Origin of the sequence: Flavobacterium sasangense DSM 21067, assembly GCF_000686885.1 — a bacterium.
Classification (GTDB): domain Bacteria; phylum Bacteroidota; class Bacteroidia; order Flavobacteriales; family Flavobacteriaceae; genus Flavobacterium; species Flavobacterium sasangense.
In genome coordinates this window covers 109,716-135,257 of sequence record NZ_JMLU01000005.1, presented here as the reverse complement: position 1 = coordinate 135,257, position 25,542 = coordinate 109,716, and the positions used below count along the sequence as shown (strand labels likewise).

Genomic DNA, 25,542 nt, shown 5'->3' with positions numbered 1-25,542 from the left:
TTAGTTATTCAACTCATTGAACGCTAATTTCTCTAATCTTTTTTGACATCTTGCCTTTTGATTTTTTGTATTATCTGCATTAGAATAACCAAAAGTTTCCGCTAATTCACTCATACTTTTTTTATGATACCAAAACAACGTTAAAAGCTCATAACAATGCCCTCCAGCATCTTTTATTTTTAACAATGCTTTCTCAATTGCTTGAAAATAAGGCTCATTCGTATTATCAATAACATCTAAACTATCTGTAATATTTAGGTAAGATAGCTCTGAATTGTCATCATCATCCTCATTATTTTCAATAAAATCTACTGTAATTTCACTTTTATTAAAGGTGTTGAGTAATTGAAATCTACAAACAGAATTTAGATACGTTTGGAAAGAACAAGTTAATTCAAAATTTCCTTTGGTTATTTTCTCGTACAACACTAAAATAGCATCTTGAAATACGTCTTCTAGTTCGTATTCATTCATTTTAGAAGTCATTTTTTTCATAAAACGAATGCTGTTAGATTTACAATTTTTATAAACGTAACCTAAATTATCGCTATTTTCTTTAATTTTTTTAAGTAACTCTTGGTCTGAATTTTGAGATAAATTGAGAATTTTTGCCATTATAGTTGGTTTAATAAAACTTATAAACGGCTACAATTTAGGAATTTTTATATAAAAAGTCACAATTCTCAACATCTGTTTATTTTTTCCTCCAATTCCAAGGTGCAATCGGATTTCTTTGTTGCCACAAACCTACTTTAGATTTTCTGGCTTGAATTTCCAATTTTGCATAGTCATTATCTGAAGAGTATTTTTTAAAGTGCCAAGCTAATCCATTTTTAATTAACTCTTTGTTGATATTTATGTTATAACAATACACTTCTGCAATCAATCTTTTGTATCGGTCTTTTTTACCATTACTCACTATTTTTACCATTTTACCAAAACAAAGATCAGATGCTTTCCACTTAGCATTTTTTCCATAAGGTTGGTTTTTTTCAGGACAATCAATGTGATTTAAACGAATTGTTATTTCGGAATTGTTATATAATACTTTGAACGTATCTCCATCTTTGATTCCGACAACTTTTGCTTGAAATGTTTTTGGAATTTGCGTTTGGCAGAACGACCAATTATGGGCTAAAATTGTAAAAAAAAGAATTGCTGCTATTTTCATTGTTTTATGAATTGGTTAATTGTATTTACTGTTATATCTGTTGCTTGTTCGCGATGTGAAAATTGGATTTTTCTAGCATTCATTCTTTGTAACCAATCTGTCCAGTAGGCTTTTAAAATTTCGAAATCTTTACCTTTTCCAGTTTTTCGTTCGTTTACTTCGCAAATTAATATTTCGGTATTGGATAAATCTACGTTTACTTTTGGAATGTTTAAGCCTAACATTGAAATCATTTCGTTTGTATTTCCGATGATTAAAGATTTGTATAGTTGAGGTATCAGTTTTGTATCAGCCGCTCTATCTTCAGCTTCTAAATATCCATCTGTAATAATAACAATTTTATTTACGTAGTTATCAAATAGCGTATTCTTTTTAATCCTGCTCTCTAAGTATCTTTTGAAATAAAATACATAATCTGCGCCCAGTGGTTTTTGAATTGCCGAATTGTACATTTTCTCTATCCCCATATTAAATTGGTCTGTTTTATCGGCTGTAAAATACAATCGATTACTTTTTCCTTTATGACTTGACAAATCAAATTGTAGATTATTTGCTATTGCATTAAATTGTCCCTTAGCTTGTTCTACATCCGTTACATCAATTATCAATTTGTCTTTTGAATCCTGTTTTAGCATTGAAACTTCTACAAATGACTTCCAGATGTTTGAAAGTATTATTTTGTCGTTAGCCACTTGATTAGGATTATTAATTTGATCTAAAATTCTTCTTGACAAGTCTGGAACCACAATTACATTTATGCTAGTTTTTGCTGATGGTAACCACTCTAAACATTGTTTGATTTCTTCTTCATTTAAATTGAAAGTACTCAACTTTTTACGTACCTCATCTTGAAATTCAATGGCAATACTTTTATTTCCGTTTTCGTATGTTTCTAACAAATCGAATTTATATTTGTCAAAAATTGATTTTACTTCATTCATATTTGCACTAACTTGAATTTCATCGATAGCAGTATTTAATTTTGACGGCATTGAAATTAGACTTATGAAAAGTATAAAAAATACTATTACTGCGATTAAAATGTAAATGGGTTTTTTACTTTTAACTTTATTCACTCTTCTTGTTTCCATAACTTGATTGATTACGCGTTTAGATTTTCAATTTTTGATTTCATCCAATTTGTTTGTACTCTAATTGCTTCATTATTTAATTTTAAAGCTTCATCCGAATTGAAATTTCCATTAGTAAAATATTGCCAACCTCCCATAAAATCTCCGATTGCTGCTTTTAAAGTTGAAATGTTAATTGGGATGTCTCCAGTTTCATAACCACTTATGTTTTTTTCTTTGTCTTCAATTTTCGCATTGCATGATAAAATATCACTTTCTGCCTTAGCAATTTTCGATAGAATAATGTTTAATTCATTTCTCTTTTCTTGAATTCTATTGCTAATGTTTCCTAGCATTATTTTGGTTTTTTCATTTTCTGTTTTTAAATAGGAATGACTTAACACATAGTTTAATAAGAATCCCCAAATAACATAAACTACAAACCCTAATATCAACACTAAGTAAAAATTAATATCCGAAAATATCATATTGAAATTCCATAGTTCATTCGTTCGACCAGCATTAAACTCATTGTTATGAACTCCTTCGGCAATTTTATAACCGATGAACGCATCGGCAATAAATGTTATAAAGAGCAATACCGAAATCAAACCATATTTTTGTGATTTTCCTTCTTTAACCAATCCTTTATTTTCTTCTAATGCATTGTGAATTAAAAACCCTAATCCTAAAAAAATCACTGGAAAAAGTATTATCAAAGCAAAAACCCCACCACCTCGATTCAAAGCATCTGAAAAAACATTTGCATTTATGAAACCTAAACTTCCTTGCTTTATTCCATAAAAAGAAGAATAACCGGAAGAAGAATAAAAGACAAACAAGTAAAGTGTAAGTAGAATTGTTATGAAAGCTCCAATGATAAAGGAAGTTGTATCACCTAATTCACCTTCACCATTTTTAATATCAATTCTTTCTAATTCAAGTTCTTGAATTTCGTTTTCTTTATCAATTTTGTTTGCGTTGTAAGTAGTGATTTCGGCTTGAAGATCATTTTTTCTGCTTTTTTCCAATATTACTTCTTCTCTCAATCTTGAAATTCTATTTTTAACACCTGTTTCGTCTAACTTTTGGTCTTCTAAAAACTTGTCATATACTTTGTTTAAATAGCCATCGATGCTTTCAGGATTTGATTGTGAATTTGTTGCTGATTGAAAACCATATTGGGTTAATGTAATTTTATCGGAAGTTATACTTTCTTGCATGTCTTTTTGATTTTAATTAATTATCTCACATACGTTTTATTTCCATTGCTATTGATGTAGTAGGTTCCACCTCTAGGACCCGTATAGATAGTTTGTGAACTATACGAAGGTGTTGAGTAAGTTGACGGATAACTTGCAGGCGTCACATAAGTGGAAGTTGAATAACTCGGTGTTGAATAACTTGATCTAGCAGGAGTTGAATAAGTTGGAGTTGTGTAAGGAGAACTTACAGGCTTGTAATATGTATTTGGATACGAAGTACTTCTAGGTAATGTTCCTGCTTTACCTGTATGGGGATTTACATTTCCTCTTGTTGTCCAATTATCATTTACTGTATGATTTTTCTCTGTTCTATAGTGTCCTTGAACATAGGTTCCATTACTTCTGTAATACCCATCAACCCAAACTTGAGATTGTGCAAATGAAAAAGCTGTTGTTAAAAAAAATACGATTAAAAAGAATAAATTTTTCATGATAATAAGTTTTAAAATGTTATTGATAATTTGTTTTATACTTGTTTATATGAAACATTTAAAAAGGTAACCCATCAATTTTTATTTTTTTTTAAAAAACTTAAATAAGAAAATTACATTATTAAAAAAATACAGCATTAAACCTTGTTAATCAATGATTTATAATGTTTTAAAAATTTCAATTATTCAAAAAATATTTTCAATTTTCTACTGTAATTAATCTTGGAGAGATACTCTATGAATTCAGGTAACTCTGATAATTGAAGAAGTCCGTTTGTTTTTTTGGTAATTTGTTTTACTTCAAAATCAGCTATGTGCTTTTTATAATTAACTTCTCCAAGTGTAAACATTATAGCTAATTCAGCTGAAACAAATAATTGATATTCATTTTCAAATTCAAAATTTTCTGGTAAGTACAATGTTATTTTTACTTTTTTACTGGATATATTGTAATCATCTAATTTTATTAAAGATTGTTGTATGATCTTATTGAAAACTTCTGGTATTTGATTGTAATTCTCAGGTGTCACCGGTTTTATAAAAGTTTGAACTGAAAAATGCTCTAATCTAGGTGCGGTATCTCCTAAAGCAACAAGTTTCGGAAATAGTTTTTTGTATCCATAAGCCGAAAAAATAATTTGATGTTTTTGAGATTCTGAAGAATTTTCCAAGAAAAAGCACTCGATTCTTTTTGAAACATAATCTAAATTTTGATCAAAATATTTGATTACTTCATCGGTATTAATACCCAGTTTTACTGCGTAGTAAATAGTTTTTTCATTATCTTGGAACCAGGTCCAAAAGTTTTGGATGGTTTTTAGTTGGCGAGGGTTTAATTCTTTGTTCATTTTGTTTCAAGTTTAAGGTTTCAGGTTGTGGTTTTAAGCTGCGCTTAAAAGTTAGCCTACTTCGTAGGAGATATTTCGACAAGCTCAGTATGACAATTCAATTCTTTAGAAATATTGAAAATTATCTTTTATCCTTGGATTCATTGCTGAAGGTGATTAGGTTGAACATTGACCTCATCCTTGAACGGAGGCGGTTGCCGTAGAGGGCTTCAATTTCGCTGGCGGAGAGGTTTGTGGTGATGTGGGTGATGGATTGATTTTGAACGAAGTCTTCGTAGCGTGAAATGATAATTTCTGCCATGACGTTGAGGTCGTTGCCGTAGTGTTTTATGTTTTGTTCGGCACCTAAATCGTCAAAACAATAGCCGTTTAGACGTGATTGTGTGTGTTCTTTTTGGGTGTAATTTTGGAGTGATTCGAAGCCGTTTTTTGCGAACTCGAATGATATTTCTCTACACGTTTTAATTTTGTAGTCGTGTTTGTGGTAAAAAAATGGTCGAATTAATGCCATAATTGACGTTTTACCGCATCCAATTGGTCCCGACAATAAAATACCTTTCCGAAGGTCTAAATTGAGCTCTAAAGCCATTTTTTCATCTCGAATAGCATAAATTACCAATTTGAGAATGGTTTGGTGGTCGATGGCTTCAATTTTGAAATAACGACCGTAGATGAGTTTGCCCTGGTACTCGATGTAGTTTAAGCACCAGTTGAAGTTATATACCTTGATTCCGTTTTGGATAACGAAAGTGTCTTTGATGGTGTTAAAGTGCTTCTCCATAATTTTTTTGATTTGTTACGTGAAGGTGGTTTGGATTAAGATTTATTGTTTTGGTTTCTGTTCTAACAGAATTATTCGGTTTGTTTCCAAACTTCTTTGTGTTAAGCATCCAATTTCTTGCTGCTGCTTTCCAGTCTTTCATTTTGGTTCTGCCACCAACTAGCCAGCCGTTGCTTTCGAAGTAATTGAAAAAGCGTTGTGCTTCAACTTCGGGAAATTTTTTTTCAAGGAAGTAGATTTGGGTTTCTTCCAAAGTGGGTTTTGGAGGTCTCGACTTCGCTCGACTTGACAAAGGAGCTTCCTCAATCTTTTTCTTTTTTTCGCGCAACTTTTTTTCTTTTTCTTTTTCAATTTTTAAATCCGATTCTTGAACCTCATCAAAAATTGAATTTGTAAAAATTAATTTTTTTTCATTTTTTAAATTTTCTTGCTTAGCTATGTTTATAATGTTTGTATTGTTTATATTGTTTATATAAGGTACATGTTTAGAGCTTGTTTGATGCTTGTTTAGAGCTTGTTTAGTAACCTGTTCATTAACCTGTTCAATGACTTGGTCATTTTTTGACTTGGTTGCACGCTTTTTTAGTTCTTTTTTTGGCACTGGTTTGGTGTAAAAATCCAAGTTGCAGACTTCCAAAATAGAACCTTTAAATGGGTTGAATGATGGTTTATAAATCACGTATTCTCTTTCGGTTAAATCTTTCATGCATTTGTGGTAGGTTGCTGTTGATGCAATTTTGCTAATGCGCATCAACTCATCACGTGAAATACTAATTGGATTTTGAAAGCGGTTTTGGTTCCATAGTTGGAAAATGGCCATGTAGAGGCTTATGTGGGTTGGGTTGAGGTCGTAATCGGCGCTTACTTTTTCGAAGAAGCCGGTTAGGTGTTTTATGTAGTTCATTTTTTGAGTGATTAATAATTAGTGAATAGTGATAAGCGCTGCTTGAACCGTGTTCAAGATTATACCTGCTTTGCAGGACACTTCGACAGGCTCAGTGTGACAATTGCTGTTGTATTGTTGTATTTGTGTGAGATTTACAGGTGCATACTTCGCAAGTGCCGTTGCAGGTGTTTGTGTTTTCCTCCATGTTACTTTTCTAGCATTTTTATGATGTCCTCGTAGTTGTAGTAAATGATTCCTCCGATTCGTTTGTATTTTAGCGTTCCGTTGATGCGGAGGTTTTGTAAGGTACCTGGAGAAATTTTTAGGAGTTCACGAACTTCGGCTGATTTGAGCCATTGTTTCGATGAAGTGTCGGTGTTGTTTGTGTTTTTGATTTCATTCAGAAGTAAATTTCCAAAGTTGAGTAAATCTCGTTTCGTTACAATTTGATGTTGTAATAATTCGATGTTGTCTGTTTCTGGGAACAGGGCTTTGTGATTGAAGTTCATAATGCTATTTTTTGTAGTTATTTGGTACAAAACAATCGCATTTGAAAAAGAAAAGTTCCCAAGTTGGTACCAACTTGGGAACGATTTTTATACTTTTTGAATGAATTTAGTTGTCTTTATTTATAATCGTTTTCGATTTTGGTTTCCAAAACCTTTTGTAAGTGACTTAAAAATCGAGTTTGGTTAGTTTTACGTTTTTTTATATCTCCGAAGCTTCCGTAAACTTTGTCTTCTAATTCAATTTGAAAAGCTTTTTCAAAAACGTGGGTGATTTCTTTAATATCAGCTTCACCATTATCGAAAACTTTAGCTTCATGTAACGCATAAATCAATTCAATTAAATCGACATTTTTAGCTGTCCAATGAAGATTGGAATTGAATTGAATATTCATAATTGAACATGATTTATTTAAATTGTCTATTCTATTTTCAACATGTAAAGCAAGCAATTCGTATGCAATTACTTTTGCTAATAAATAATCATGCGATGTACAAAGTTTCGCATCTTGATTGATAACAATACAATCGTTCAAAATTAAGTCCTTGTATTCTTTTCTAGTGAAGTATAATTCGTCAAATTGAGTTGATTGACTTTTAATGTACTTAATAAATTCTCTATTCTTTCTATGAAATTGATTGATTGAATCCAGTTTTTTCTCGAAATGTTTTACTTTTTTGTTTTTGTCAATCGGCTGGGTAGCAATCAACAATAAAACCTCTTTGTAAAATATAAGTTTAGCGACTATGTTTGGTTTTACTTCTTTAAAAAAAGTGATTTCATCTTGTACCGTTTCAAAGGCATGATTCTTTAACCAATCGGAAAGCTGTTTTAAAATGTCTTCAATAAACATTATTATCTTTTTTGCTTTTTCTATCTCATCGGAATAGGTGTTAAGGATTAAACTTAATTCGTTTTCAAAATCTAATAGGGAGTTGTTTTTTATAGCTGTTATCATAAAAAAAATAGATTTTAGTTTGTCAAAATAAACTAAAATCTATTAAAATATTGCAAAAAAATACTAAAAATATTACAAGAGTCTAAAATTTTTAGTAATTTATTGATTTACTTTGAGTTTGTAAATTTGAGTTGAATTTGGCTTTCAATATTTGCATATCCTCACTAATTTTCTTGTCTAAAATCTTAGCGTAGTGTTGCGTTGTTTTTAAGTTTGTGTGCCCTAACATTTTACTTACTGTTTCAATAGGAACTCCATTACTCAATGTTACAGTTGTTGCAAAAGTGTGTCGCGCTATATGGAATGTTAGTTCTTTGTTGATTCCGCATACATCCGCAATTTCTTTCAGATAGGCATTCATTTTTTGATTGGAGAGAATAGGAAGAATACTACCTGTGTTCAAACAAACTGGATTCTCAGAATATTTATCAATAATCATTTCTGCAACTGGTAACAATGGAATTTTTGAAGCTATATCTGTCTTTTGACGATTTTTAAAAATCCATTTACTACCATCAATCCCAATGCTAATATTCTCCTTTTTAAGTTGCTGCACATCCACATAGGCTAAACCTGTAAAACAACTGAAAACAAAAATGTCTCTTACAAGTTCTAATCTAGGTACTACGAATTGTTTGTTCAACATACTTTCAATTTCAAGCTCGGTTAAATATTCTCTCTCCACAACTTTGAGTTTGGCTTTGTAGTTAGATAGTGGGTCTTTTTCTATCCAACCATTATCAAGACAGATATTGATGATTTTACCGACACTTTTTACATATTTAATAGTCGTATTGTTGTTGCACTTCAAAGTAGATCTCAGATAAAAATCAAATCCGGTCATCATTGCAAAATCTATTTTCTTAACAGGAACATCCGAAACATTATAACTCCCTACAAGATACTTTTCAAAATGTGACAAAGTAGTTTTGAAATTCTTCCAAGTGTTATAGGAATATTCAGTTCCAATAAGTTTATCCATTTTATCGTTGTGCTCTTTAAACACCTTTACAATGGTGATTGCTTTTTCTTCTTTACCAAACAACTTATTCCTTAATGTTTCAAATGTGATAACTTCATTCTCCAGAAGTAGTTGTTTTTGCGCTTCAAACAATTTGTTGCTTAACAATGTTAGATATTCATTCACTGAACGAGCTTCTTCTGAATTTCCTTTCATTTTGCGCATTTCAGTTGACCATTTGGATTTTTCCACTTGTTTTTGTGTAGAAATTTCGAATCGTTTTCCATCTACAGTAACTCTCATGTAAATTGGAATTAGTCCTTTTGAAGTCATTTTAGCGGACTTCAAAATAAATGTTGAAGAGATTTTTGCATTCATAGTCTGGTAACCTTTTGATTAAATAATTTACTAATTCTTTATTATTTAGTCAAGATGTTTAATGATTGAACAGCCTTATTTTATTGGGCTTTTCATCATTTTAGGGGACCAATTTTTGATTTTCAAAATAGGTCACCTAATTGGACACCTTGCGAATGCTATTTCTTGAATAATTTGGATGGGTTGAAAATGAAAAAACCCCTTAAATCGTATTATTTAAGGGGTTTTGTATGATTTTGTAGTTAAAATCGTACCCGGAGTGGGAATCGAACCCACACACCTAAGTACACGAGTTTGAGTCGTGCGCGTCTACCAATTCCGCCATCCGGGCAATGGAAAATGATGGTTATATCATTAAGTGGGTGCAAATGTAAAAAATATTTCTGCAATTCATAAAAAAATAGTTAAAAATATCCTTTCAGAGTTCGATTTTATTTCTAAATTTGCACCTCGTTAACACAACACAACACTAACTAACTACTAAACAATAAATTAACATGCTGTATCAAGAACCAGAAGCAAAAATTTTTGCATGTTCTCAGAGTGTGTATTTAGCCGAACAAATTGCTGAAAAGTATGGCGTTCCGCTAGGTAAGATTACGTTCTCTAAATATAGTGATGGCGAATTTCAGCCTTCTTTTGAAGAATCGATAAGAGGATTGCGCGTATTCCTTGTTTGTTCCACTTTCCCAAGTTCGGACAATTTAATGGAATTATTATTGATGATTGATGCAGCAAAAAGAGCATCAGCCCGTCATATTACAGCGGTTATCCCTTACTTCGGTTGGGCAAGACAAGACAGAAAAGATAAGCCAAGAGTGCCAATTGGAGCTAAATTAGTTGCAAAACTTTTAGAAACTGCTGGAGCAACCCGAATTATGACTATGGATTTACATGCCGATCAAATTCAAGGGTTCTTTGAAAAACCAGTAGATCATTTGTTTGCTTCTACTATCTTTTTGCCTTATGTGAGAAGTTTAAATTTAGAAAATTTAACTATCGCATCTCCAGATATGGGAGGTTCAAAAAGAGCGTATGCATATTCTAAATTTTTAGAATCTGACGTTGTAGTTTGTTACAAGCAAAGAAAAAAAGCGAATGTAATTGACACAATGGAGTTAATCGGAGACGTGAAAGGCAGAAATGTTATTTTAGTTGACGACATGATTGACACCGGAGGAACATTAGCAAAAGCAGCTGATGTAATGATGGAAAAAGGAGCTTTAAGTGTAAGAGCAATCTGTACACACCCAATTTTATCAGGTGAAGCGTACGAAAAAATAGAAAATTCTAAATTATTAGAATTAATTGTTACCGATTCAATTCCGTTAAGAAAAGAATCAAAGAAAATAAGAGTCGTAAGTTGCGCGCCATTATTTGCGGAAGTAATGCATATGGTACAAAACAACAACTCTATCAGTGGTAAATTTTTGATGTAATTATTGGCAATAAGCTCTAAGCAAAAACCTTTGTTACATTCAGCATAAAGCCTAAAGCTTAATGCCTAAAGCAGAATTATTAATAATTATATATATTTTACAATGAAATCAATTACGATTAAAGGATCAGAAAGAGAAAACGTAGGTAAAAAGGCAACTAAAGCCGTACGTGATGCTGGAATGGTTCCTTGCGTTATCTACGGAGGAAATCAACCAGTTCATTTTGTTGCAGACGAAAGAGCATTTAAAGATTTGGTTTACACTCCAAACGCACACACAGTTGTAGTTGAGTTAAACGGAACGTCTTACAATGTTATCATGCAAGACATTCAATTCCACCCAGTTTCTGACAAAATTTTACACATTGACTTCTTCCAATTAAGTGATGACAAAGAGATCATCATGGAAGTACCAGTTAAAGTTACAGGAACTTCTCCAGGGGTATTATTAGGAGGTGTTTTACGTTTAAACCAACGTCGTTTAAAAGTAAAAGCTTTACCTAAATTCTTACCTGACTTCGTTGAAGCTAACATTTCAGAATTACAAATGGGTAATAAATTGTATGTAACTAAATTAGAAACAAACAATTTCAAATTAATGCACCCAGATAATACTGTAGTTTGTCAAGTGAGAATTTCTCGTGCGGCAATGAAAGCAGCTCAAGAAGCAGCAAAAGCAGAAAAAGGAGCAAAAAAGAAAAAATAATTTCTTTTCAATCTATACAAAAGAGCATCAGTTTTTACTGGTGCTTTTTTTATGCTTTTCTGTATCTAAACTTTGCATTACTTTTGCAAAATGAATTGGCTATCAAATCTATTTAAGAAACAAAAACAAGAATGTTTACCCATGAAGAAATTCTTAATTGTAGGGCTAGGAAATATTGGCTCAGAATATGCAAATACACGACACAATATCGGATTTAAAGTTTTAGATTATTTAGCTCACAAGGAAGGAATTTCTTTTCAAACGGTAAAATTGGGTGAAATAGCCGAACTAAAAATTAAAGGAAGAACCTTATTATTACTTAAGCCAAATACCTACATGAATTTGAGTGGGAAAGCGGTAAAATATTGGTTAGAAAAAGAAAATATCGAAAAAGAAAATATGTTGGTCATTACTGACGACTTAAATTTAGCCTTTGGAACTATCCGAATAAGAACCAAAGGAAGCGACGGCGGTCATAACGGACTTAAAAACATTCAATTATTATTAAACTCAACAGAGTATCCTAGATATAGATTTGGGATTAGTGATGCTTTTAAAAAGGGGCAACAAGTTGATTATGTTTTAGGCGAATGGTCAGAAGAAGAAAAAGAAAAACTAAAAGAACGATTAGAAATTAGTTCTGAAATAATAAAATCTTTCGCTTTGGCAGGTTTAAACAACACCATGAATACTTATAATGGAAAATAAAAAAGGGAAGCTTTAAGCTTCCCTTTTTCTATAATTACTAATCCAATTATTGAACTACAATTTTCTTTACTTCTTTTCTAGCACCATCTTGAACTGTTACAAGATAAATTCCAGATTGAACATTATTTAATTGAATAGACTCGTTAAATAAGCCTGAATTGTTATAATTATGAGTGAAAATTTCTCTTCCTCTTAAATCATGTACAACAATTTTAATCTCATTGTTTGAATTTGAAGAAAATTGTACATTAAAGTTTCCACTATTTGGATTAGGGTAAATAACAAAATTATCTAATCCGAAGGATTCACTTGCTAAAACGGCAACTTGTTCAGTACGACATAACTGAATCATAAAAGTGTTAAAAGAAGCAGCACTAACGTTTGAATCTACTACAGTATCTTTAAAATACACTTTCCAAGATCCAGCACTATTATTTCCTGCATAAGCTGCAATATTAGCACTTGAAAAAGGAACAAAAGTACCGCCGTCATTTGTAGTTGCGCAATTAACAGGAGAGCCTGAAACGTCAAACCCTTTGTTCATATTTGCTCCTGTACAAGTAATATTATTATACCAAAGCGCTGTGTTTAAAGATGCTTGCCATGGAGCCATTAATAAGATATTAAATTGGCCAATATTTGGATGCGTTACGTTTGCATAAAAATTAGCATCTGAAATTGTATAAGAATCAGTAATGGTTAATGCAACTCCTGGGTAAGAAGCGTCTGCACTTTCAGTAATTGCTGCATTTAATGTAAAAGGATAATCAGTACAAATATTTTGTGTTTGGTATGTATAATTTCCAACAGCAAATGATTTACTAATATTAAAGAAGATATTTGCACTTGCTTTTACTTTAAATCTACAATCAGCACCCGAAACACCTGCTGGTAAAGTTACTGATTGCGAACCGTCATTAGGAGTTCCTGATAATAAAGTATAAGGGAATGTTAGCCCTCCATCATTTGAAAACAAAATATCTACATTTGCCGCTCCTGCTATAGTTTGGTGTCCAGTTGTAGCACTTGTAGTTCCTGTCCAAGTAACAACATGAGATGAGCCAATAGCATAAACATCTGTATTTGCAGCAGCTGGATATGAAACGGTTAAAGCGTCTTTATTAGCAACGTTAACAACCATATTATCAAACTGTGTTAAACCACCACCACCAACAACTGAATTATCTCTTCCTGTTAATCTGAAGTTAAGTGTTCTTGTAACAGAAGATAAAAATTCAGCAGGAATATTTCCCCCGGCTGTGCTTACTGAACCTCTTAATACAGATTCTAATCTAGGAAAAGTTCTAGATGGAGATGTGCTAGGAGGGTATGATCTGAAAACAGCTCCTGAAGTCTTTGTTGCTGAAGGAACACAATCATTATCTTCAGTTCCATTAAGTAATGAAACTGTACACAAATCTGAGTAGGTTGCAGCCTCATCATATTGTTCCCAACAATAAGTAAAAGTTCCTCCTCCAGTATCTGTCATAGTTCCAGTTAAAGTAAATGGGGTGCTTTTAGGAATTGAATAGTCTGCACCTGCATTAACAACTGGTACTCCATGAGTTAAAGCGGTTTCAACATCACATGTTTTTGTTGCCATATTAGCTTGCACTTGAGCAATACTTGCCGCATGAAAGTAATCGTCAGAGTTGTTTTGAAGATTAAAATTTGTAATTCCAGCGTAAGCCATGATTGTTGAACCTCCTCCTGGTTCATAGTTTACAGAATTGTTCTCTCTTGAGTGTGTAAAAGTGTGATTTGCACCTAATTGATGTCCCATTTCATGCGCTACATAATCAATATCAAATGAGTCACCTGATGGTACGTCATCTGCAGGAGAAGTGAATCCAGAACCTTTATTTTTATCTGTAGTTGATGCAGTATCATCGGTACAAATACATCCAATACATCCTGCGTTACCTCCACCACCAGAAGCTCCAAATAGGTGACCTATATCGTAAGCAGCATTGTTTGCTACTAAAGATGTAGCTGGACCAGTTAAACTAGAACTTAAAGTGTTTTGTAATTCCGCATTCCAAGCACCCGCAGATCCTGTAGCTGCGTCAGAATATGGGTCAGTAGCTGGATTATAATAAATAACATTTGTTGAGTTAGCTACAATGTTCATATGAATAGCTAAATCTCTATTATTAACTCCATTAACACGTGTCATGGTGTTGTTATATGCTGTTAAAACCAATGCGCTTTGTGTAGCATTAGAAGCGCCAAAATAATTAGCATACTCAGCAGTACATGATAAAGCTAAACGAAATGTTCTCAAAACAGGATCGCTTGTCATGGTTGTATTACCGTTTCTTCCTAAATCAGCAATTTGTTGCTCTTCATTAGTAAGGCAAGTAAAAGGTAATTTGTTGTTAACATTTGACTTTTTATAAACAGAAAAAATAGTAGCATCAATATTGTATGGCTCCATAAATTCAGTAGATTTGTTAGCTCTAAAAGTCATTGTTTGAAGAGAGTTAACTCCAAAACTCAAGCGAACTTGAGCAGTTTTATCATCAATACCCAAACCTGCATAGGCACGAATGTTTGGATACTGTGCTTGAAGTTCTGCATCAAAATTAGATGCTTCAAACATTTCAAAGCGTTCTAATTTTCCGTCTGCGTTTGGTAATGCGATTATTACTCCTCTTTTGTCAAGTTCTTTTCTGTCAGGAGCACTTAATAAAGCCTGTTTGATTCCATCAAGATTTAGCTGAAATAATTTAAATTCTAGCGGAAAATTTTCCCTTGTAACACTTTTGTGTTTAACTATACCTTCATTTTTAGGTACTTCTTTCCAAAACTTCTCGGTTTGTGCATTTGAGACAAAACCACAGAACATAGAAAAAGTTAAAATTAGTAATGTTTTTTTCATGATTAGTTAAATTTAATAAATACAAAAATAGATATTTTTTGATTAATAGTTCTAGTTTTTAAAATATTAACAAAATTATTTCTTTTTTTAGTTTAATTAAATTGCTTAATAAATAATTAATTTAAACCTTTTATTCTTTGAGTAAAGTCAAATATCTTTGCAGAAACCATTTTAATTTGAAAACCCACTATTCTGTTTTTGATTTTAACCAATTAAAGCAAACAATCATCACTATTGGTACTTTTGATGGTGTTCATTTGGGACATCAATCTATTTTAAAAAAAGTAGTTGAAGCAAAAGAAAATAATACTTACGAAGCTTCATTACTTACTTTTTTCCCGCATCCAAGAATGGTTTTGCAACAAGATACCTCTATTAAGTTGTTAAATACAATCGATGAAAAAGCAGAATTACTAGATAAGTTCGGCATCGATAACCTTATCATTCATCCTTTTGATGCAGCATTTTCTAATTTATCTGCAGAGGAATTTGTAAAAGAAATCCTGATTGATCGATTAAATATTCATAAAATTATTATTGGTCACGACCATCGCTTTGGAAAAAATAGAACAGCTGACATTAGTGATTTAATTTTATTTGGAAAAAAATATGGTTTTGAAGTGGAGCAAATTAACGCTCATGAAATTGATGAAATAGCTATTAGTTCTACCAAAATACGAAAAGCTTTGATGGAAGGAAACATCAAACTAGCTAATCAATTTTTAGGATATTCTTATTTTATTTCTGGAAAAGTGATTGAGGGAAAAAAAATTGGTAGAACTTTAGGTTTTCCAACCGCTAATATTCAGATTAACGAAAGTTATAAATTGTTGCCTAAAAATGGGGTTTACATAGTGTCTAGTGAAATTAACGATAGTCTGTATTTTGGTATGATGAATATTGGCAAAAATCCAACAATTGGAGAAAATGACCAATCAATTGAAGTTCATTATTTTGATATGAGTGAAAATATCTACAATGAAAAATTAAAAATATCAATCCTAGAACATATTAGAGACGAGCGAAAATTCAATTCGCTTTCAGATTTACAAGCCCAACTTGAAAAGGACAAATTATTTTCACTAAACTACATTCAAAATTTAAAATGAAATTTCTTTTCAAAGCAATCGATAACAGTCCATTAGTCGTTTTCCGAATATTTTTTGGGTTTTTAGTTGCTTGTGAAAGTTTTGGTGCTATTTTTACTGGTTGGGTTAAACGAGTTTTGATTGACCCCGAGTTCACTTTTTCATTTATTGGTTTTGAATGGCTTCAACCTTTGCCAGGATTTGGCATGTATTTATATTTTGCTCTTATGGGAATCTTCGGATTAGCCATAATGGTTGGATATCGATATCGTGTTGCCATTATTGCTTATACCCTTTTGTGGGCTGGTGCTTATTTCATGCAAAAATCATCTTATAACAATCACTATTACTTATTACTTTTAATTAGTTTTTTGATGATTTTTCTTCCCGCAAATCGATATGTTTCGCTTGATGTGAAACAAAATCGAGTTTCAGAGGAAAAAACAATGCCATATTGGATAAATTTACTTTTTATCATTCAAATTTCCATTGTTTACTTTTACGCTTCAATTGCAAAATTTTATCCCGATTGGCTTGACGGAACATTCACAAAAAACTTACTAGCAGGAACTACCACAAGACCATTTTTTTTAGAACTTTTCTCCCAAAAGTGGTTTTATTTATTTATTGCTTATGCTGGAATTTTATTTGATCTTTTGGTAGTACCTTTACTTCTTTTTAAAAAAACTAGAACTTTAGCTTTACTTACATCACTGGTATTTCATATCTTCAATGCGATAACATTGCAAATCGGTATTTTTCCTTTTTTTGCTTTAACTTTTGCTTTGTTTTTTTACGAACCCGAAACTATTCGGAAAATATTCCTTAGAAAGAAGCCAAGTGTTGAAAATGAAAATTTACCTCAAAGTTTCTACAGAAAAAGAATCGTATACGTTTTGATGGTTCCTTATTTAATTATACAACTTTTACTTCCGCTTCGTCATCATTTTATTGAAGGGGATGTACTTTGGACAGAAGAAGGTCATCGGTTGAGCTGGCGCATGATGCTACGCGAGCGAAATGGCTTTATCACAATCCAGATTAAGGATTTAAAAACGGGAAATGTTTCTATTTACGATTACCGAAAAAACCTTACTGATAAACAAGCGCAAAATTTAGCCACTAAACCCGATTTCATTTGGCAATACTGTCAAAGAATCAAAGAAGAATACAAAGGCAAACCCATTGCTATTTACATCGAGTGTAAAAACAGTATTAATAGAAAAGAATATAAAAGTTTAATTGATCCCAATTATGACATGGCAAAAGCCGAATGGGATTATTTTAGACATAACAACTGGATTCTTAATTAGAATTGAAAAAGCATTTTATTGAAATGATTTGGTTAAATAAAAATAATTTCCAATATTTCATATGCGGAATATGTACGGGATATGTACGGGATATGTACGGGATATGTATGGGATATGTACGGGATATAAATGCGACATATACAAGACAAAAAAATCCCGATTTGCATCGGGATTTTTTTTATTTATTCATTTCTGTGAAATACTTGTAGAATAATGGAATGGTTTCGATTCCTTTTAAGTAATTAAAAACCCCAAAATGTTCGTTTGGCGAGTGAATTGCATCGCTATCTAACCCAAATCCCATTAAGATAGTTTTGCTTTTTAATTCCTTTTCAAATAACGCCACAATAGGAATACTTCCACCAGAACGAACCGGAATTGCAGGAACGCCAAATGTTTCGGTATATGCTTTATTCGCAGCTCTATAACCAACGCTATCGATAGGTGTAACATAACCTTGTCCACCGTGATGCGGTTTTACTACCACTTTCACAGATTTAGGTGCGATACTTTCGAAATGTTTTTTGAACAATTCCGTGATTTCTTCCCAATCTTGATTTGGTACTAAACGCATTGAAATTTTAGCATATGCTTTACTTGCGATAACCGTTTTAGCTCCTTCACCTGTGTAGCCACCCCAAATTCCATTAACATCCAAAGTTGGACGAATTGAGTTTCTTTCATTGGTAACATAACCCGTTTCTCCGTGAACATCTTCGATATCTAAAGCTTTTTTGTATTTCTCTAATGAGAAAGGTGCTTTTGCCATCTCAGCTCTTTCAGCAGCAGATAATTCTTCTACTTTATCGTAAAAACCAGGAATAGTAATGTGATTGTTTTCATCATGTAACGAAGCGATCATTTTGGTTAATACATTAATTGGATTCGCTACTGCTCCACCATATAATCCTGAGTGTAAATCTCTGTTTGGTCCAGTAACTTCGACTTCAACATAACTTAAACCCCTCAAACCTGTTGTAATAGATGGTTGTTGGTTAGAAATCATTCCCGTATCTGAAATCAAAATTACATCATTCGCTAATTTCTCTTGATTTCTTTCTACGAACCATCCTAAGCTTTTTGAACCTACTTCTTCTTCCCCTTCAATCATGAATTTTACGTTACATGGCAAGCAATTGTTTTGAATCATGTACTCAAACGCTTTAACGTGCATATACATTTGTCCCTTATCATCACAAGCCCCACGAGCAAAAATAGCTCCTTCTGGGTGAATTTCTGTTGTTTTAATTACAGGTTCAAAAGGTGGCGAAGTCCATAATTCCATTGGATCTGGTGGTTGCACATCATAATGTCCGTACACTAAAACTGTTGGTAAATTTTTATCGATGATTTTTTCTCCGTAAACAATTGGATAACCTGGTGTTTCGCAAAGCTCTACGAAATCGCAACCTGCATTTTCTAAACTTGCTTTAACTGCCTCGGCTGTTAATACTACATCGTGAGCATAAGCGCTATCAGCACTTACTGATGGTATTTTTAAAAGTTCTATTAATTCGTTTAAAAAACGTTCTTTATTTTCTTGAACGTATTGTTTTATATTGTCCATTGTGATTGTTTGATAAAGTTCAAAAATACAAAATTGATTTCAAATGAAATAAAAAAAGCCCAATCTTTAACGATTGGGCTTTTAAAACATATACAGTTATAGACTAAAAAATCAATTTCTTAGAAACTTTTTTACCATTTTCAAGGGTAACTTGAATAAGTAATGGCGCTTTATTTTTTTGTAGCGTGTTAATTTCAAATGTTTCTGCATTAATCTCTTTTTCGTTGATCAATAATTGCCCTAACACATTGTGAATCTGCACACTTTGAATACTTTGATTTGTTGCCTGAACCGTAATTACATCTGAAGACGAAATCAATATATTAGAATCGTTTTCAAAGTCATCGTTACTTAATGTTTCATTTGTGTATCTAATAATAAAACGCTCTGAAAAGATCCCTGCATTAGACGTAAATACATAAGGTGCTGTCGATAAATTATGAATTATATTTAACTGTTTATCTTCTAAATATACTGTTTGCCCTTGAGCAAATATCCCATCAGCTTTTCTTATTGCAATTGTAATGTTACTTGTAGCACCTACACTTAATCCCATAGGAACTCTATCATTCACATCAAATGGAAGACTTCTACCTTGAATTATGAACGGTTCTTTATCAATTAATGAATAGAAACTAATCGTTGTATTTGGTTTATGAATACAATCGTAGAAATGATCCCTTCCATAAGTTGCATTTGAAGCATACCCTAATAAAGTTCTATCGGATTGACCTGTGGTTGTATTAACAACATCTAACCACACTCTGTGTTTTTCCTGGTCTTCAAATGATTCAGCAACAGATGCATTTCTAAAGAAATCACTATTGTTATAATTTGCATACCCTACACCAGTTCTAAAACTATTATTAAAATCGATTGTATTTGGTGTAGAAGCAACATGTAACATATTAACCATAAACCCTTGCCCAGAAGCAATTTTTCCAGCAAAAGTATCAGGATCTGTAGAACCTAAACCATTATATTTGATATAATCTGTTGCAGAATAATTGTATTGATAATTGTTGTAAAATGGATCAGTAATAGATGTTGGTAATAACCCATGTGTCCAAACCCAAACAGCACCTTCAATTTTAGTTTGATTGGCTACTAAAAACTCTTCGGCGTCAATGGCTGAAGGATAAGGGTTTCCAACTAAATTCCAGTTATCATCATATTTGGTTGTAAACACATTATTTGAATTAGCTGGCTCCGCATCATAATCAGCTCCATCAAAAATTCCTCTTTGAATTGGTAAAGTAAATGCTCCGTTATTTGGTTTACCAGAAAAAATAAGATTCATTGCTTGAGCTGTTGTAGCACCATTAGATGCTCTTGCTATATATCCTTGTCCTTTGGTCATGTTACCAGATGCATTTGCCCAGTTTCCTAATGTCCCATTCGCATTTGCTGCTAAAGTATTCCAATAATAGCGGTATGCATTTGGTAAACTTGTCACTGCAAAATTCTCAACAGGTGAACTCCAAAATACATAATCTAAATTGCGAACTTGAGCCGTTCTATTTACTTGAAATTTTGTTCCTGTGTAAACACCATCATTAGTATCAGTCTCGTTTACTTGAATAAATTGTCCGTTATTTTGAATGGTTAAATCTCCATTATGAGTTAATCTATTGTTTACTCTAACATAACCAGCACCATCAATATTTAAAACTCTTCCTGAATTAATTACTAAATTTCCTTCCGCAACTAAATCATTAGAAACACTAGTGTCAAAAGAATTATTTAACACAACATTGTAGAAAACTTCTGTTCCTAATGGTGTAACGTTATTTATTATTTGTGGAGAAGTTCCTGTAAAATAAACTGTTCCATTTCCTTCTGAAAATGCTGCATTTCCAACACTATTTGTCCAATTCCCAAACAAATACAATTGACCATCAGCAGTACCTGCATTACTATCGTCCATGTCTAAAACTCCTGAGGGTAAATCTATAAGTAAATTACCATGCACTTCGAGTTTATTATTAACATTACTAGTTACTTCTACTTTTTCACCTGTAATCGTTAAGTTTTTTGCTTTCGCAATATTTCCATAATAGGCAGCAAAAGGTTCTGTTATATCTACAATTGCCTGTCTATCGAATGTGTTATCGCCAACTAAAACATCTACTGTTTCATCAGGAACTACCAAAGTATCCCAGTTTCCACAATTGAACCAGTTGGTATCTTGTTTACCTGTCCACTTTCCGTTAATATAAGTATTTCCGGCTACCGTTAAAGCAGGGCATACTGTTGACCCTTTATAATCATAACCACCAGCAATGTAGGTTGCGTTTGATATATAAGTATCCCAATTTGCAGAGTTATTTATTAAAGCAATCCAATCAAATCGACCATTTGTTAAAGTTGAAAAATCTGGATTTATAGGGTCATTAAATTTCACTTTAGCGTTCCCTACAACATTAGTAGTATAACATTCTAATCCATCAATAACAGTAGACCATCTAGTGTCTTGTGAAGCTCCTCCAGGTGCTGTATTCCATCCACTTTCAGACCAACCATAAAGAACATTTCCATTGTACGTACTTTGATGACCTGTATCATTAATCCAAGTACCACCTTGCATAATCCAAATATCATCATCTGAATTTAAGCTGAATCCTCCAATTGAAGTACCACTTAATGCCGTTTTATTCCAGTTAGCATCAAGACTTCCACAGGTGTAAATATCAAAATGTGATGGACTTGTTACATTAGCCGTAGTTGACTCAAAAACCACGATGGTACCTTTTGGTAAAACAGATCCTGTTCTAGTAATCGTGACTAAACCTTCTGTACCACCCCAAAGACCCGAAAATTGTCGTTCATAACCGTTATCTGTTAAGAAAATTGTGGTACCCGGCAGAATATCTTCAAAACAAACAAAAGCAATTTGATCGGTTCCAGAACCTATATCTGTATTAACAGCAATAATTGCTAAATCTCCTCTTTGAAGTTGTGTAATAGCGAAAATATCATAAAGATTACTCAATCCGTTAGTTAAGCCAACTGCACTTGCCGTCATTTGATAATTTGTTCCAATAACCGAATGAATAATGTTAGAAAAAGTTGCCACTCCTGCAACAGCATTTACACTCAATGGAGCTCCTGTTATTGTGCCTGTACTATTCAATGTAACAGCTCCAGTAAAATTAAGATCTCTATTACCACAAGCGTCTGTAGCTGTAACAACCACATTAGGCATTGCAACTGTTACCCCAGTAGAAGAAGGTTGAGTTGTAAAACTTAAAGAGGTAGCAAGAACTTCAATAAAATTTACAGCATTGTCTGGTGTTGATGCAACAGGTGCACCTGAGTTTTTGCCAGAACCTGTTGTTAAAAATGTAATATTTGCTTGTGTTATTGAAAAATCAAAGTCGTTACCATCAACTGCTGATGTACCTAATGGGCAAGTTAATGATAATCGCATAGTTAATGTTTTTGAACCATTATCTGGTGCAAGAACTGATATTCCAGAAAAAACAATATTATTTGCGTTTATAGTTCCATTAGCAACGAATGTTGATCCATCAAACAAGGCAACTGACTGTATAGCATGTGTCCAATTAGAAATACTATTTGCTCCTCCTTGCGTAATAGTTAATGCTGTTAATGTTGTTGGTAAATTATCTGCATCCGAAGAAGCTCCTCCATCTCTAATAGTAAAAGACCATGCTTGAACACCATCAGTAACTGTTGAAATAGTTGTCGTATTTACTGTGCTTGAAATAGTTGCAGGTGACGAACCCGCTACAGCAACAATATCAGAATTTTGTGTTGGATTTATAGTTATAGTTACAATTCCAGATGTTGCGCTTGTACCTATTACATTGGTTGCAGAAAAATTAATAGTAAACGTTCCTGTATCTGTAGGCATTCCTGTAATAGCACCAGTAGTTGTATTTAAAGACAAACCAACTGGTAACACACCGCTCGTAATTGCATAACTTGTAGGTGAATTTGTTGAAAGTGTTGACAAATTAAATGTTGTAATTGCCGTACCTGACGTTCCCGAAAAAGAACCATTTGAAACAACCGGAACCCCTATTGTAGTAAAAGTTCTAATCGGGCTATAAGTATAATTTACACCATCAAAAACATAAGCACGGTAGGTATAATTTGTATTTGGGCTTAGGCCAACAATTCCTTCACTATAAGTTCCAGTCCCACCTACTGCAACACCTGAAGTAGTTGTTACACCAATACCTGCATTTGCAGGTAAATTGTTTACTGCAGTTTCAGAATAAACAAATCCCTTTTGAATACTTGCAGGGCAAACACCAAGAGTTGTAACATTACCGTTTAAGGTTGCAGAAACATCTAATACAGCCGTTGCACCACCACCAGAAGTTACCGCTTGTGCTATCGATGCATTACCCGTACCTGTTAATGCTGTTGAAGGCGAATTACTACCCGATGTTGCACTTGCCACAGTAATGGTAGCGTTTCTTGTGCCAGTGGCAGAAGGTGTAAATGTTACCACATAGGTAGCTGTACCACCTGCAACAATTGTAGTGCTCGATAAACCCGAAACCACAAAGTTAGTATTGTGCGTACCACTGCTTACTACGGTTACACCTGCTGCATCTACTGTTCCACTATTAGTAATAGTATAAGTTACCGCTGTTGTAGGTGTACCTACACACGAGCTGCCTAAATTGGTAGTTGCTGGTGTTATGGCAAGGATTGGGGCTGGACCAGCTGAATAAACAGTTGAAGAAAAATCATCTATATACCCTACACCTGTTGTTGTATTTTTAATAGAAATAATAATAGCAGTACTAGCATCATTCACTGTTACAGTATATTCCGTAAATGCTCCAACTGTAGACCCTGCAGTTGCGGTTAATGTAGTAGTAGTTCCTCCAATGGTTTTAGAAACTTGTGTTACTTTATTTGCCCAAAATTTAACAACACCACAAGTATTTAAACTAGGTGTGTTCATAACTCCAGTAGTAGCCTTGATTTGACAACCATAAGTACCAGAATTTTTATTGGTTGTTCTCAATAAAGCATCTACTCCAGTCCATGTACCACTAGATAAAGTTGCAGTAGTAACATATCCAGAAGTAGACAATCCAGACTCAAATCCTTCTGTAATCTGCCCCCAACTCAACAAACTGGTTAAAAACGCTAAAAAGAATAATTTTGTTTTCATAATATTCAAAAATAATTTTTAAAAAAATGGTGCTTTTTGTAGGGGAATTAAAAGCATACAAACATAGTTTATTTTTGAGGGATAAAAAAAAATTTCTGTTATTAAATTGTTATTATTTTTAATATTAAATATTGATAGTTAAGTGTTTGGAAATTAATTTTTTATTTTTATTTTTGAAATTAGTATTAACTTTTAAAAAAATTACGCTATGTCAAATTTATCTGAAAACCGAATTAATGTAGTGATTACACCTGCCGACATTACGGCAATTAACACCAGTGTTAACACAATTTTGTCGAAAATTCCGGCAAACACTACACTAACCGATGAGCAACGCTTGAGCTACAACGCCATTAATGTGGCAAACAAAGTGTTTGCCGAAGATTGCCTAATTGAAGCCCAGCTTAATGGAGCGGGTATTTTGCCAGGCTTTGTTAGCCTGCCCAACATGCAAAACGATTTAACCGTTTTTGACCAACTGGACCAAATGGAAAGTGCCTTGAACAACGCATTGCAACGCATTGCCGACGCCAAACGCATTGCTGGGCACGAGGCATACGGGCAAGCTAACGTTATTTACAACGCTTTTAGAACCGCAAACGACAGCGGCATAGCCAACGCCAAAGCATCGGTAGACAAACTAAAACCCCGATATGAAGCTCAAGGAAACGGCACAGGCAGAAACGCAAACAACACCATCTAACTGCACAAAATTCTTGTTTTTTAAAATCCGACAATGTTTCAAATATTGTCGGATTTTTTTTTGTTCTATGGCTAACATAGTTTTAAACCATATTATATAAAAATTGTTTATTTAGTAATTAAAAATGATAACTAAATAAACATATTTAACATTTAACCTAATATTAATTTTAAATAAATAAACTAAAATTATTATTAAATATTAAAAATAGATAATTAAAAATATATTAATTTTAATAAAAACAACAAAAACTATTATTTAATATAATTTAATATTTATTAAATAATCAAAATCATTAATTTATTAAACAATAATTTAAAATAAAATAGTATTTTTGATGTACTAATGTTAGAAATTCACAAACACAAAAGCCATGAACATCAACATCGGACAACTACTCACCCAACATTTCGAAAAACACCGCACACGCCGTGCTGCACTGGCACGCCACATGGGCATTTTTACATCGGGAATACTACGCTATCAAAAATGTGAAAGCTTGCAAACCAAAACATTGGTAACGCTTTGCACGCACCTAAAACACAATTTTTTTATGGATATTGCACTAATGCTTCCGCCCGAATACACCACCACTACTAACCCATTTGAAGCCAAAAATCAACGCATTGCCGAGCTGGAAGAAGAACTAAAACTGGTTAAAACCGAACGCGACGTGCTGCTAAAAGTGATGGGTAAATGAATTGTGAATTGTATCTAAAGTCCA

21 protein-coding genes and 1 tRNA gene are annotated in these 25,542 nt (G+C 32.9%); 7 read left to right on the top strand and 15 right to left on the bottom strand.

Annotated features, from left to right (window positions below; translation table 11 throughout):
* The 12 genes from BP92_RS0105985 to BP92_RS0105925 form a co-directional block, all read right to left on the bottom strand.
* The gene (locus BP92_RS0105985) at nucleotides 1-615 is read right to left on the bottom strand and encodes an RNA polymerase sigma factor (protein ID WP_035692972.1); all 615 of its coding nucleotides are present in this window, start codon (nucleotides 613-615) and stop codon (nucleotides 1-3) included.
* A gap of 79 nt (nucleotides 616-694) precedes the next feature.
* Complete coding sequence (locus tag BP92_RS0105980) at nucleotides 695-1,171, bottom strand: thermonuclease family protein (protein ID WP_026725226.1); 477 nt, start codon at nucleotides 1,169-1,171, stop codon at nucleotides 695-697.
* Entirely contained in the window at nucleotides 1,168-2,262 is a 1,095-nt protein-coding gene (locus BP92_RS0105975) for a hypothetical protein (RefSeq protein ID WP_150111875.1), read from the bottom strand. Before BP92_RS0105975 ends, BP92_RS0105980 begins: the two co-directional genes overlap by 4 nt.
* Before the next feature lie 11 nt (nucleotides 2,263-2,273).
* Complete coding sequence (locus BP92_RS0105970) at nucleotides 2,274-3,464, bottom strand: hypothetical protein (RefSeq protein ID WP_026725224.1); 1,191 nt, start codon at nucleotides 3,462-3,464, stop codon at nucleotides 2,274-2,276.
* Between the two features lie 20 nt (nucleotides 3,465-3,484).
* Nucleotides 3,485-3,937: a hypothetical protein gene (locus BP92_RS17005; RefSeq protein WP_051604404.1), complete on the bottom strand. Its 453-nt coding sequence runs from the start codon at nucleotides 3,935-3,937 to the stop codon at nucleotides 3,485-3,487.
* Between the two features lie 182 nt (nucleotides 3,938-4,119).
* Complete coding sequence (locus BP92_RS0105960) at nucleotides 4,120-4,785, bottom strand: hypothetical protein (RefSeq protein ID WP_026725223.1); 666 nt, start codon at nucleotides 4,783-4,785, stop codon at nucleotides 4,120-4,122.
* Nucleotides 4,786-4,906: 121 nt separating this feature from the next.
* Nucleotides 4,907-5,566 (bottom strand): P-loop NTPase family protein, encoded by a 660-nt coding sequence (locus BP92_RS0105955; protein ID WP_026725222.1) that lies wholly within the window; start codon nucleotides 5,564-5,566, stop codon nucleotides 4,907-4,909.
* Nucleotides 5,550-6,470: a hypothetical protein gene (locus tag BP92_RS0105950; RefSeq protein ID WP_026725221.1), complete on the bottom strand. Its 921-nt coding sequence runs from the start codon at nucleotides 6,468-6,470 to the stop codon at nucleotides 5,550-5,552. Before BP92_RS0105950 ends, BP92_RS0105955 begins: the two co-directional genes overlap by 17 nt.
* A 188-nt stretch (nucleotides 6,471-6,658) precedes the next feature.
* Nucleotides 6,659-6,961, bottom strand: coding sequence for a helix-turn-helix domain-containing protein (locus BP92_RS0105945; RefSeq protein WP_051604403.1), 303 nt, complete (start codon nucleotides 6,959-6,961; stop codon nucleotides 6,659-6,661).
* Between the two features lie 116 nt (nucleotides 6,962-7,077).
* A complete protein-coding gene (locus tag BP92_RS0105935) occupies nucleotides 7,078-7,917 on the bottom strand; it encodes an RteC domain-containing protein (RefSeq protein WP_026725219.1) in 840 nt (279 codons plus the stop codon).
* A gap of 91 nt (nucleotides 7,918-8,008) precedes the next feature.
* Nucleotides 8,009-9,256, bottom strand: coding sequence for a site-specific integrase (locus BP92_RS0105930; protein ID WP_026725218.1), 1,248 nt, complete (start codon nucleotides 9,254-9,256; stop codon nucleotides 8,009-8,011).
* Nucleotides 9,257-9,507: 251 nt separating this feature from the next.
* Nucleotides 9,508-9,587, bottom strand: a tRNA-Leu gene (locus BP92_RS0105925).
* 166 nt (nucleotides 9,588-9,753) lie between these two features.
* Between BP92_RS0105925 and BP92_RS0105920 the strand changes: the two genes are divergently transcribed.
* The 3 genes from BP92_RS0105920 to pth all read left to right on the top strand — a co-directional run bounded on the left by BP92_RS0105920 (nucleotide 9,754) and on the right by pth (nucleotide 12,108).
* Complete coding sequence (locus tag BP92_RS0105920; RefSeq protein ID WP_026725217.1) at nucleotides 9,754-10,695, top strand: ribose-phosphate pyrophosphokinase; 942 nt, start codon at nucleotides 9,754-9,756, stop codon at nucleotides 10,693-10,695.
* Between the two features lie 102 nt (nucleotides 10,696-10,797).
* Nucleotides 10,798-11,400, top strand: coding sequence for a 50S ribosomal protein L25/general stress protein Ctc (locus BP92_RS0105915; protein WP_026725216.1), 603 nt, complete (start codon nucleotides 10,798-10,800; stop codon nucleotides 11,398-11,400).
* Between the two features lie 141 nt (nucleotides 11,401-11,541).
* Nucleotides 11,542-12,108: an aminoacyl-tRNA hydrolase gene (gene pth / locus BP92_RS0105910; protein WP_035692980.1), complete on the top strand. Its 567-nt coding sequence runs from the start codon at nucleotides 11,542-11,544 to the stop codon at nucleotides 12,106-12,108.
* A gap of 46 nt (nucleotides 12,109-12,154) precedes the next feature.
* On the opposite strand, the gene BP92_RS0105905 is transcribed toward pth, so the two are convergent.
* Complete coding sequence (locus tag BP92_RS0105905; protein ID WP_026725214.1) at nucleotides 12,155-14,989, bottom strand: zinc-dependent metalloprotease; 2,835 nt, start codon at nucleotides 14,987-14,989, stop codon at nucleotides 12,155-12,157.
* A 176-nt stretch (nucleotides 14,990-15,165) separates the two neighbouring features.
* Here BP92_RS0105905 and BP92_RS0105900 point away from each other — a divergent pair, with 176 nt between their 5' ends.
* Together BP92_RS0105900 and BP92_RS0105895 are read left to right on the top strand one after the other, a co-directional pair.
* A complete protein-coding gene (locus BP92_RS0105900) occupies nucleotides 15,166-16,098 on the top strand; it encodes a bifunctional riboflavin kinase/FAD synthetase (protein WP_026725213.1) in 933 nt (310 codons plus the stop codon).
* Nucleotides 16,095-17,390: an HTTM domain-containing protein gene (locus BP92_RS0105895; protein WP_026725212.1), complete on the top strand. Its 1,296-nt coding sequence runs from the start codon at nucleotides 16,095-16,097 to the stop codon at nucleotides 17,388-17,390. Before BP92_RS0105900 ends, BP92_RS0105895 begins: the two co-directional genes overlap by 4 nt.
* Nucleotides 17,391-17,568: 178 nt before the next feature.
* On the opposite strand, the gene BP92_RS0105890 is transcribed toward BP92_RS0105895, so the two are convergent.
* Together BP92_RS0105890 and BP92_RS0105885 are read right to left on the bottom strand one after the other, a co-directional pair.
* Nucleotides 17,569-18,957, bottom strand: a complete 1,389-nt coding sequence (locus tag BP92_RS0105890) for a dipeptidase (protein ID WP_026725211.1) — start codon at nucleotides 18,955-18,957, stop codon at nucleotides 17,569-17,571.
* 103 nt (nucleotides 18,958-19,060) lie between these two features.
* Nucleotides 19,061-24,115 (bottom strand): putative Ig domain-containing protein, encoded by a 5,055-nt coding sequence (locus BP92_RS0105885; RefSeq protein ID WP_026725210.1) that lies wholly within the window; start codon nucleotides 24,113-24,115, stop codon nucleotides 19,061-19,063.
* Nucleotides 24,116-24,323: 208 nt separating this feature from the next.
* Between BP92_RS0105885 and BP92_RS0105880 the strand changes: the two genes are divergently transcribed.
* Both BP92_RS0105880 and BP92_RS17000 read left to right on the top strand, forming a co-directional pair.
* The gene (locus tag BP92_RS0105880) at nucleotides 24,324-24,818 is read left to right on the top strand and encodes a hypothetical protein (RefSeq protein WP_026725209.1); all 495 of its coding nucleotides are present in this window, start codon (nucleotides 24,324-24,326) and stop codon (nucleotides 24,816-24,818) included.
* 373 nt (nucleotides 24,819-25,191) lie between these two features.
* The gene (locus tag BP92_RS17000; RefSeq protein WP_150111874.1) at nucleotides 25,192-25,518 is read left to right on the top strand and encodes a hypothetical protein; all 327 of its coding nucleotides are present in this window, start codon (nucleotides 25,192-25,194) and stop codon (nucleotides 25,516-25,518) included.
* Nucleotides 25,519-25,542: the final 24 nt, after the last annotated feature.

Coding starts and splice junctions, on each gene's coding strand:
- BP92_RS0105920 (WP_026725217.1), top strand. CDS start 9,754: ATGCTGTATCAAGAACCAGAAGCAAAAATTTTTGCATGTTCTCAGAGT.
- BP92_RS0105890 (WP_026725211.1), bottom strand. CDS start 18,957: ATGGACAATATAAAACAATACGTTCAAGAAAATAAAGAACGTTTTTTA.
- BP92_RS0105880 (WP_026725209.1), top strand. CDS start 24,324: ATGTCAAATTTATCTGAAAACCGAATTAATGTAGTGATTACACCTGCC.
- BP92_RS0105960 (WP_026725223.1), bottom strand. CDS start 4,785: ATGAACAAAGAATTAAACCCTCGCCAACTAAAAACCATCCAAAACTTT.
- BP92_RS0105985 (WP_035692972.1), bottom strand. CDS start 615: ATGGCAAAAATTCTCAATTTATCTCAAAATTCAGACCAAGAGTTACTT.
- BP92_RS0105945 (WP_051604403.1), bottom strand. CDS start 6,961: ATGAACTTCAATCACAAAGCCCTGTTCCCAGAAACAGACAACATCGAA.
- BP92_RS17000 (WP_150111874.1), top strand. CDS start 25,192: ATGAACATCAACATCGGACAACTACTCACCCAACATTTCGAAAAACAC.
- BP92_RS0105935 (WP_026725219.1), bottom strand. CDS start 7,917: ATGATAACAGCTATAAAAAACAACTCCCTATTAGATTTTGAAAACGAA.
- BP92_RS0105930 (WP_026725218.1), bottom strand. CDS start 9,256: ATGAATGCAAAAATCTCTTCAACATTTATTTTGAAGTCCGCTAAAATG.
- BP92_RS17005 (WP_051604404.1), bottom strand. CDS start 3,937: ATGAAAAATTTATTCTTTTTAATCGTATTTTTTTTAACAACAGCTTTT.
- BP92_RS0105975 (WP_150111875.1), bottom strand. CDS start 2,262: ATGGAAACAAGAAGAGTGAATAAAGTTAAAAGTAAAAAACCCATTTAC.
- BP92_RS0105970 (WP_026725224.1), bottom strand. CDS start 3,464: ATGCAAGAAAGTATAACTTCCGATAAAATTACATTAACCCAATATGGT.
- BP92_RS0105915 (WP_026725216.1), top strand. CDS start 10,798: ATGAAATCAATTACGATTAAAGGATCAGAAAGAGAAAACGTAGGTAAA.
- BP92_RS0105955 (WP_026725222.1), bottom strand. CDS start 5,566: ATGGAGAAGCACTTTAACACCATCAAAGACACTTTCGTTATCCAAAAC.
- BP92_RS0105980 (WP_026725226.1), bottom strand. CDS start 1,171: ATGAAAATAGCAGCAATTCTTTTTTTTACAATTTTAGCCCATAATTGG.
- BP92_RS0105905 (WP_026725214.1), bottom strand. CDS start 14,989: ATGAAAAAAACATTACTAATTTTAACTTTTTCTATGTTCTGTGGTTTT.
- BP92_RS0105895 (WP_026725212.1), top strand. CDS start 16,095: ATGAAATTTCTTTTCAAAGCAATCGATAACAGTCCATTAGTCGTTTTC.
- BP92_RS0105950 (WP_026725221.1), bottom strand. CDS start 6,470: ATGAACTACATAAAACACCTAACCGGCTTCTTCGAAAAAGTAAGCGCC.
- BP92_RS0105885 (WP_026725210.1), bottom strand. CDS start 24,115: ATGAAAACAAAATTATTCTTTTTAGCGTTTTTAACCAGTTTGTTGAGT.
- pth (WP_035692980.1), top strand. CDS start 11,542: ATGAAGAAATTCTTAATTGTAGGGCTAGGAAATATTGGCTCAGAATAT.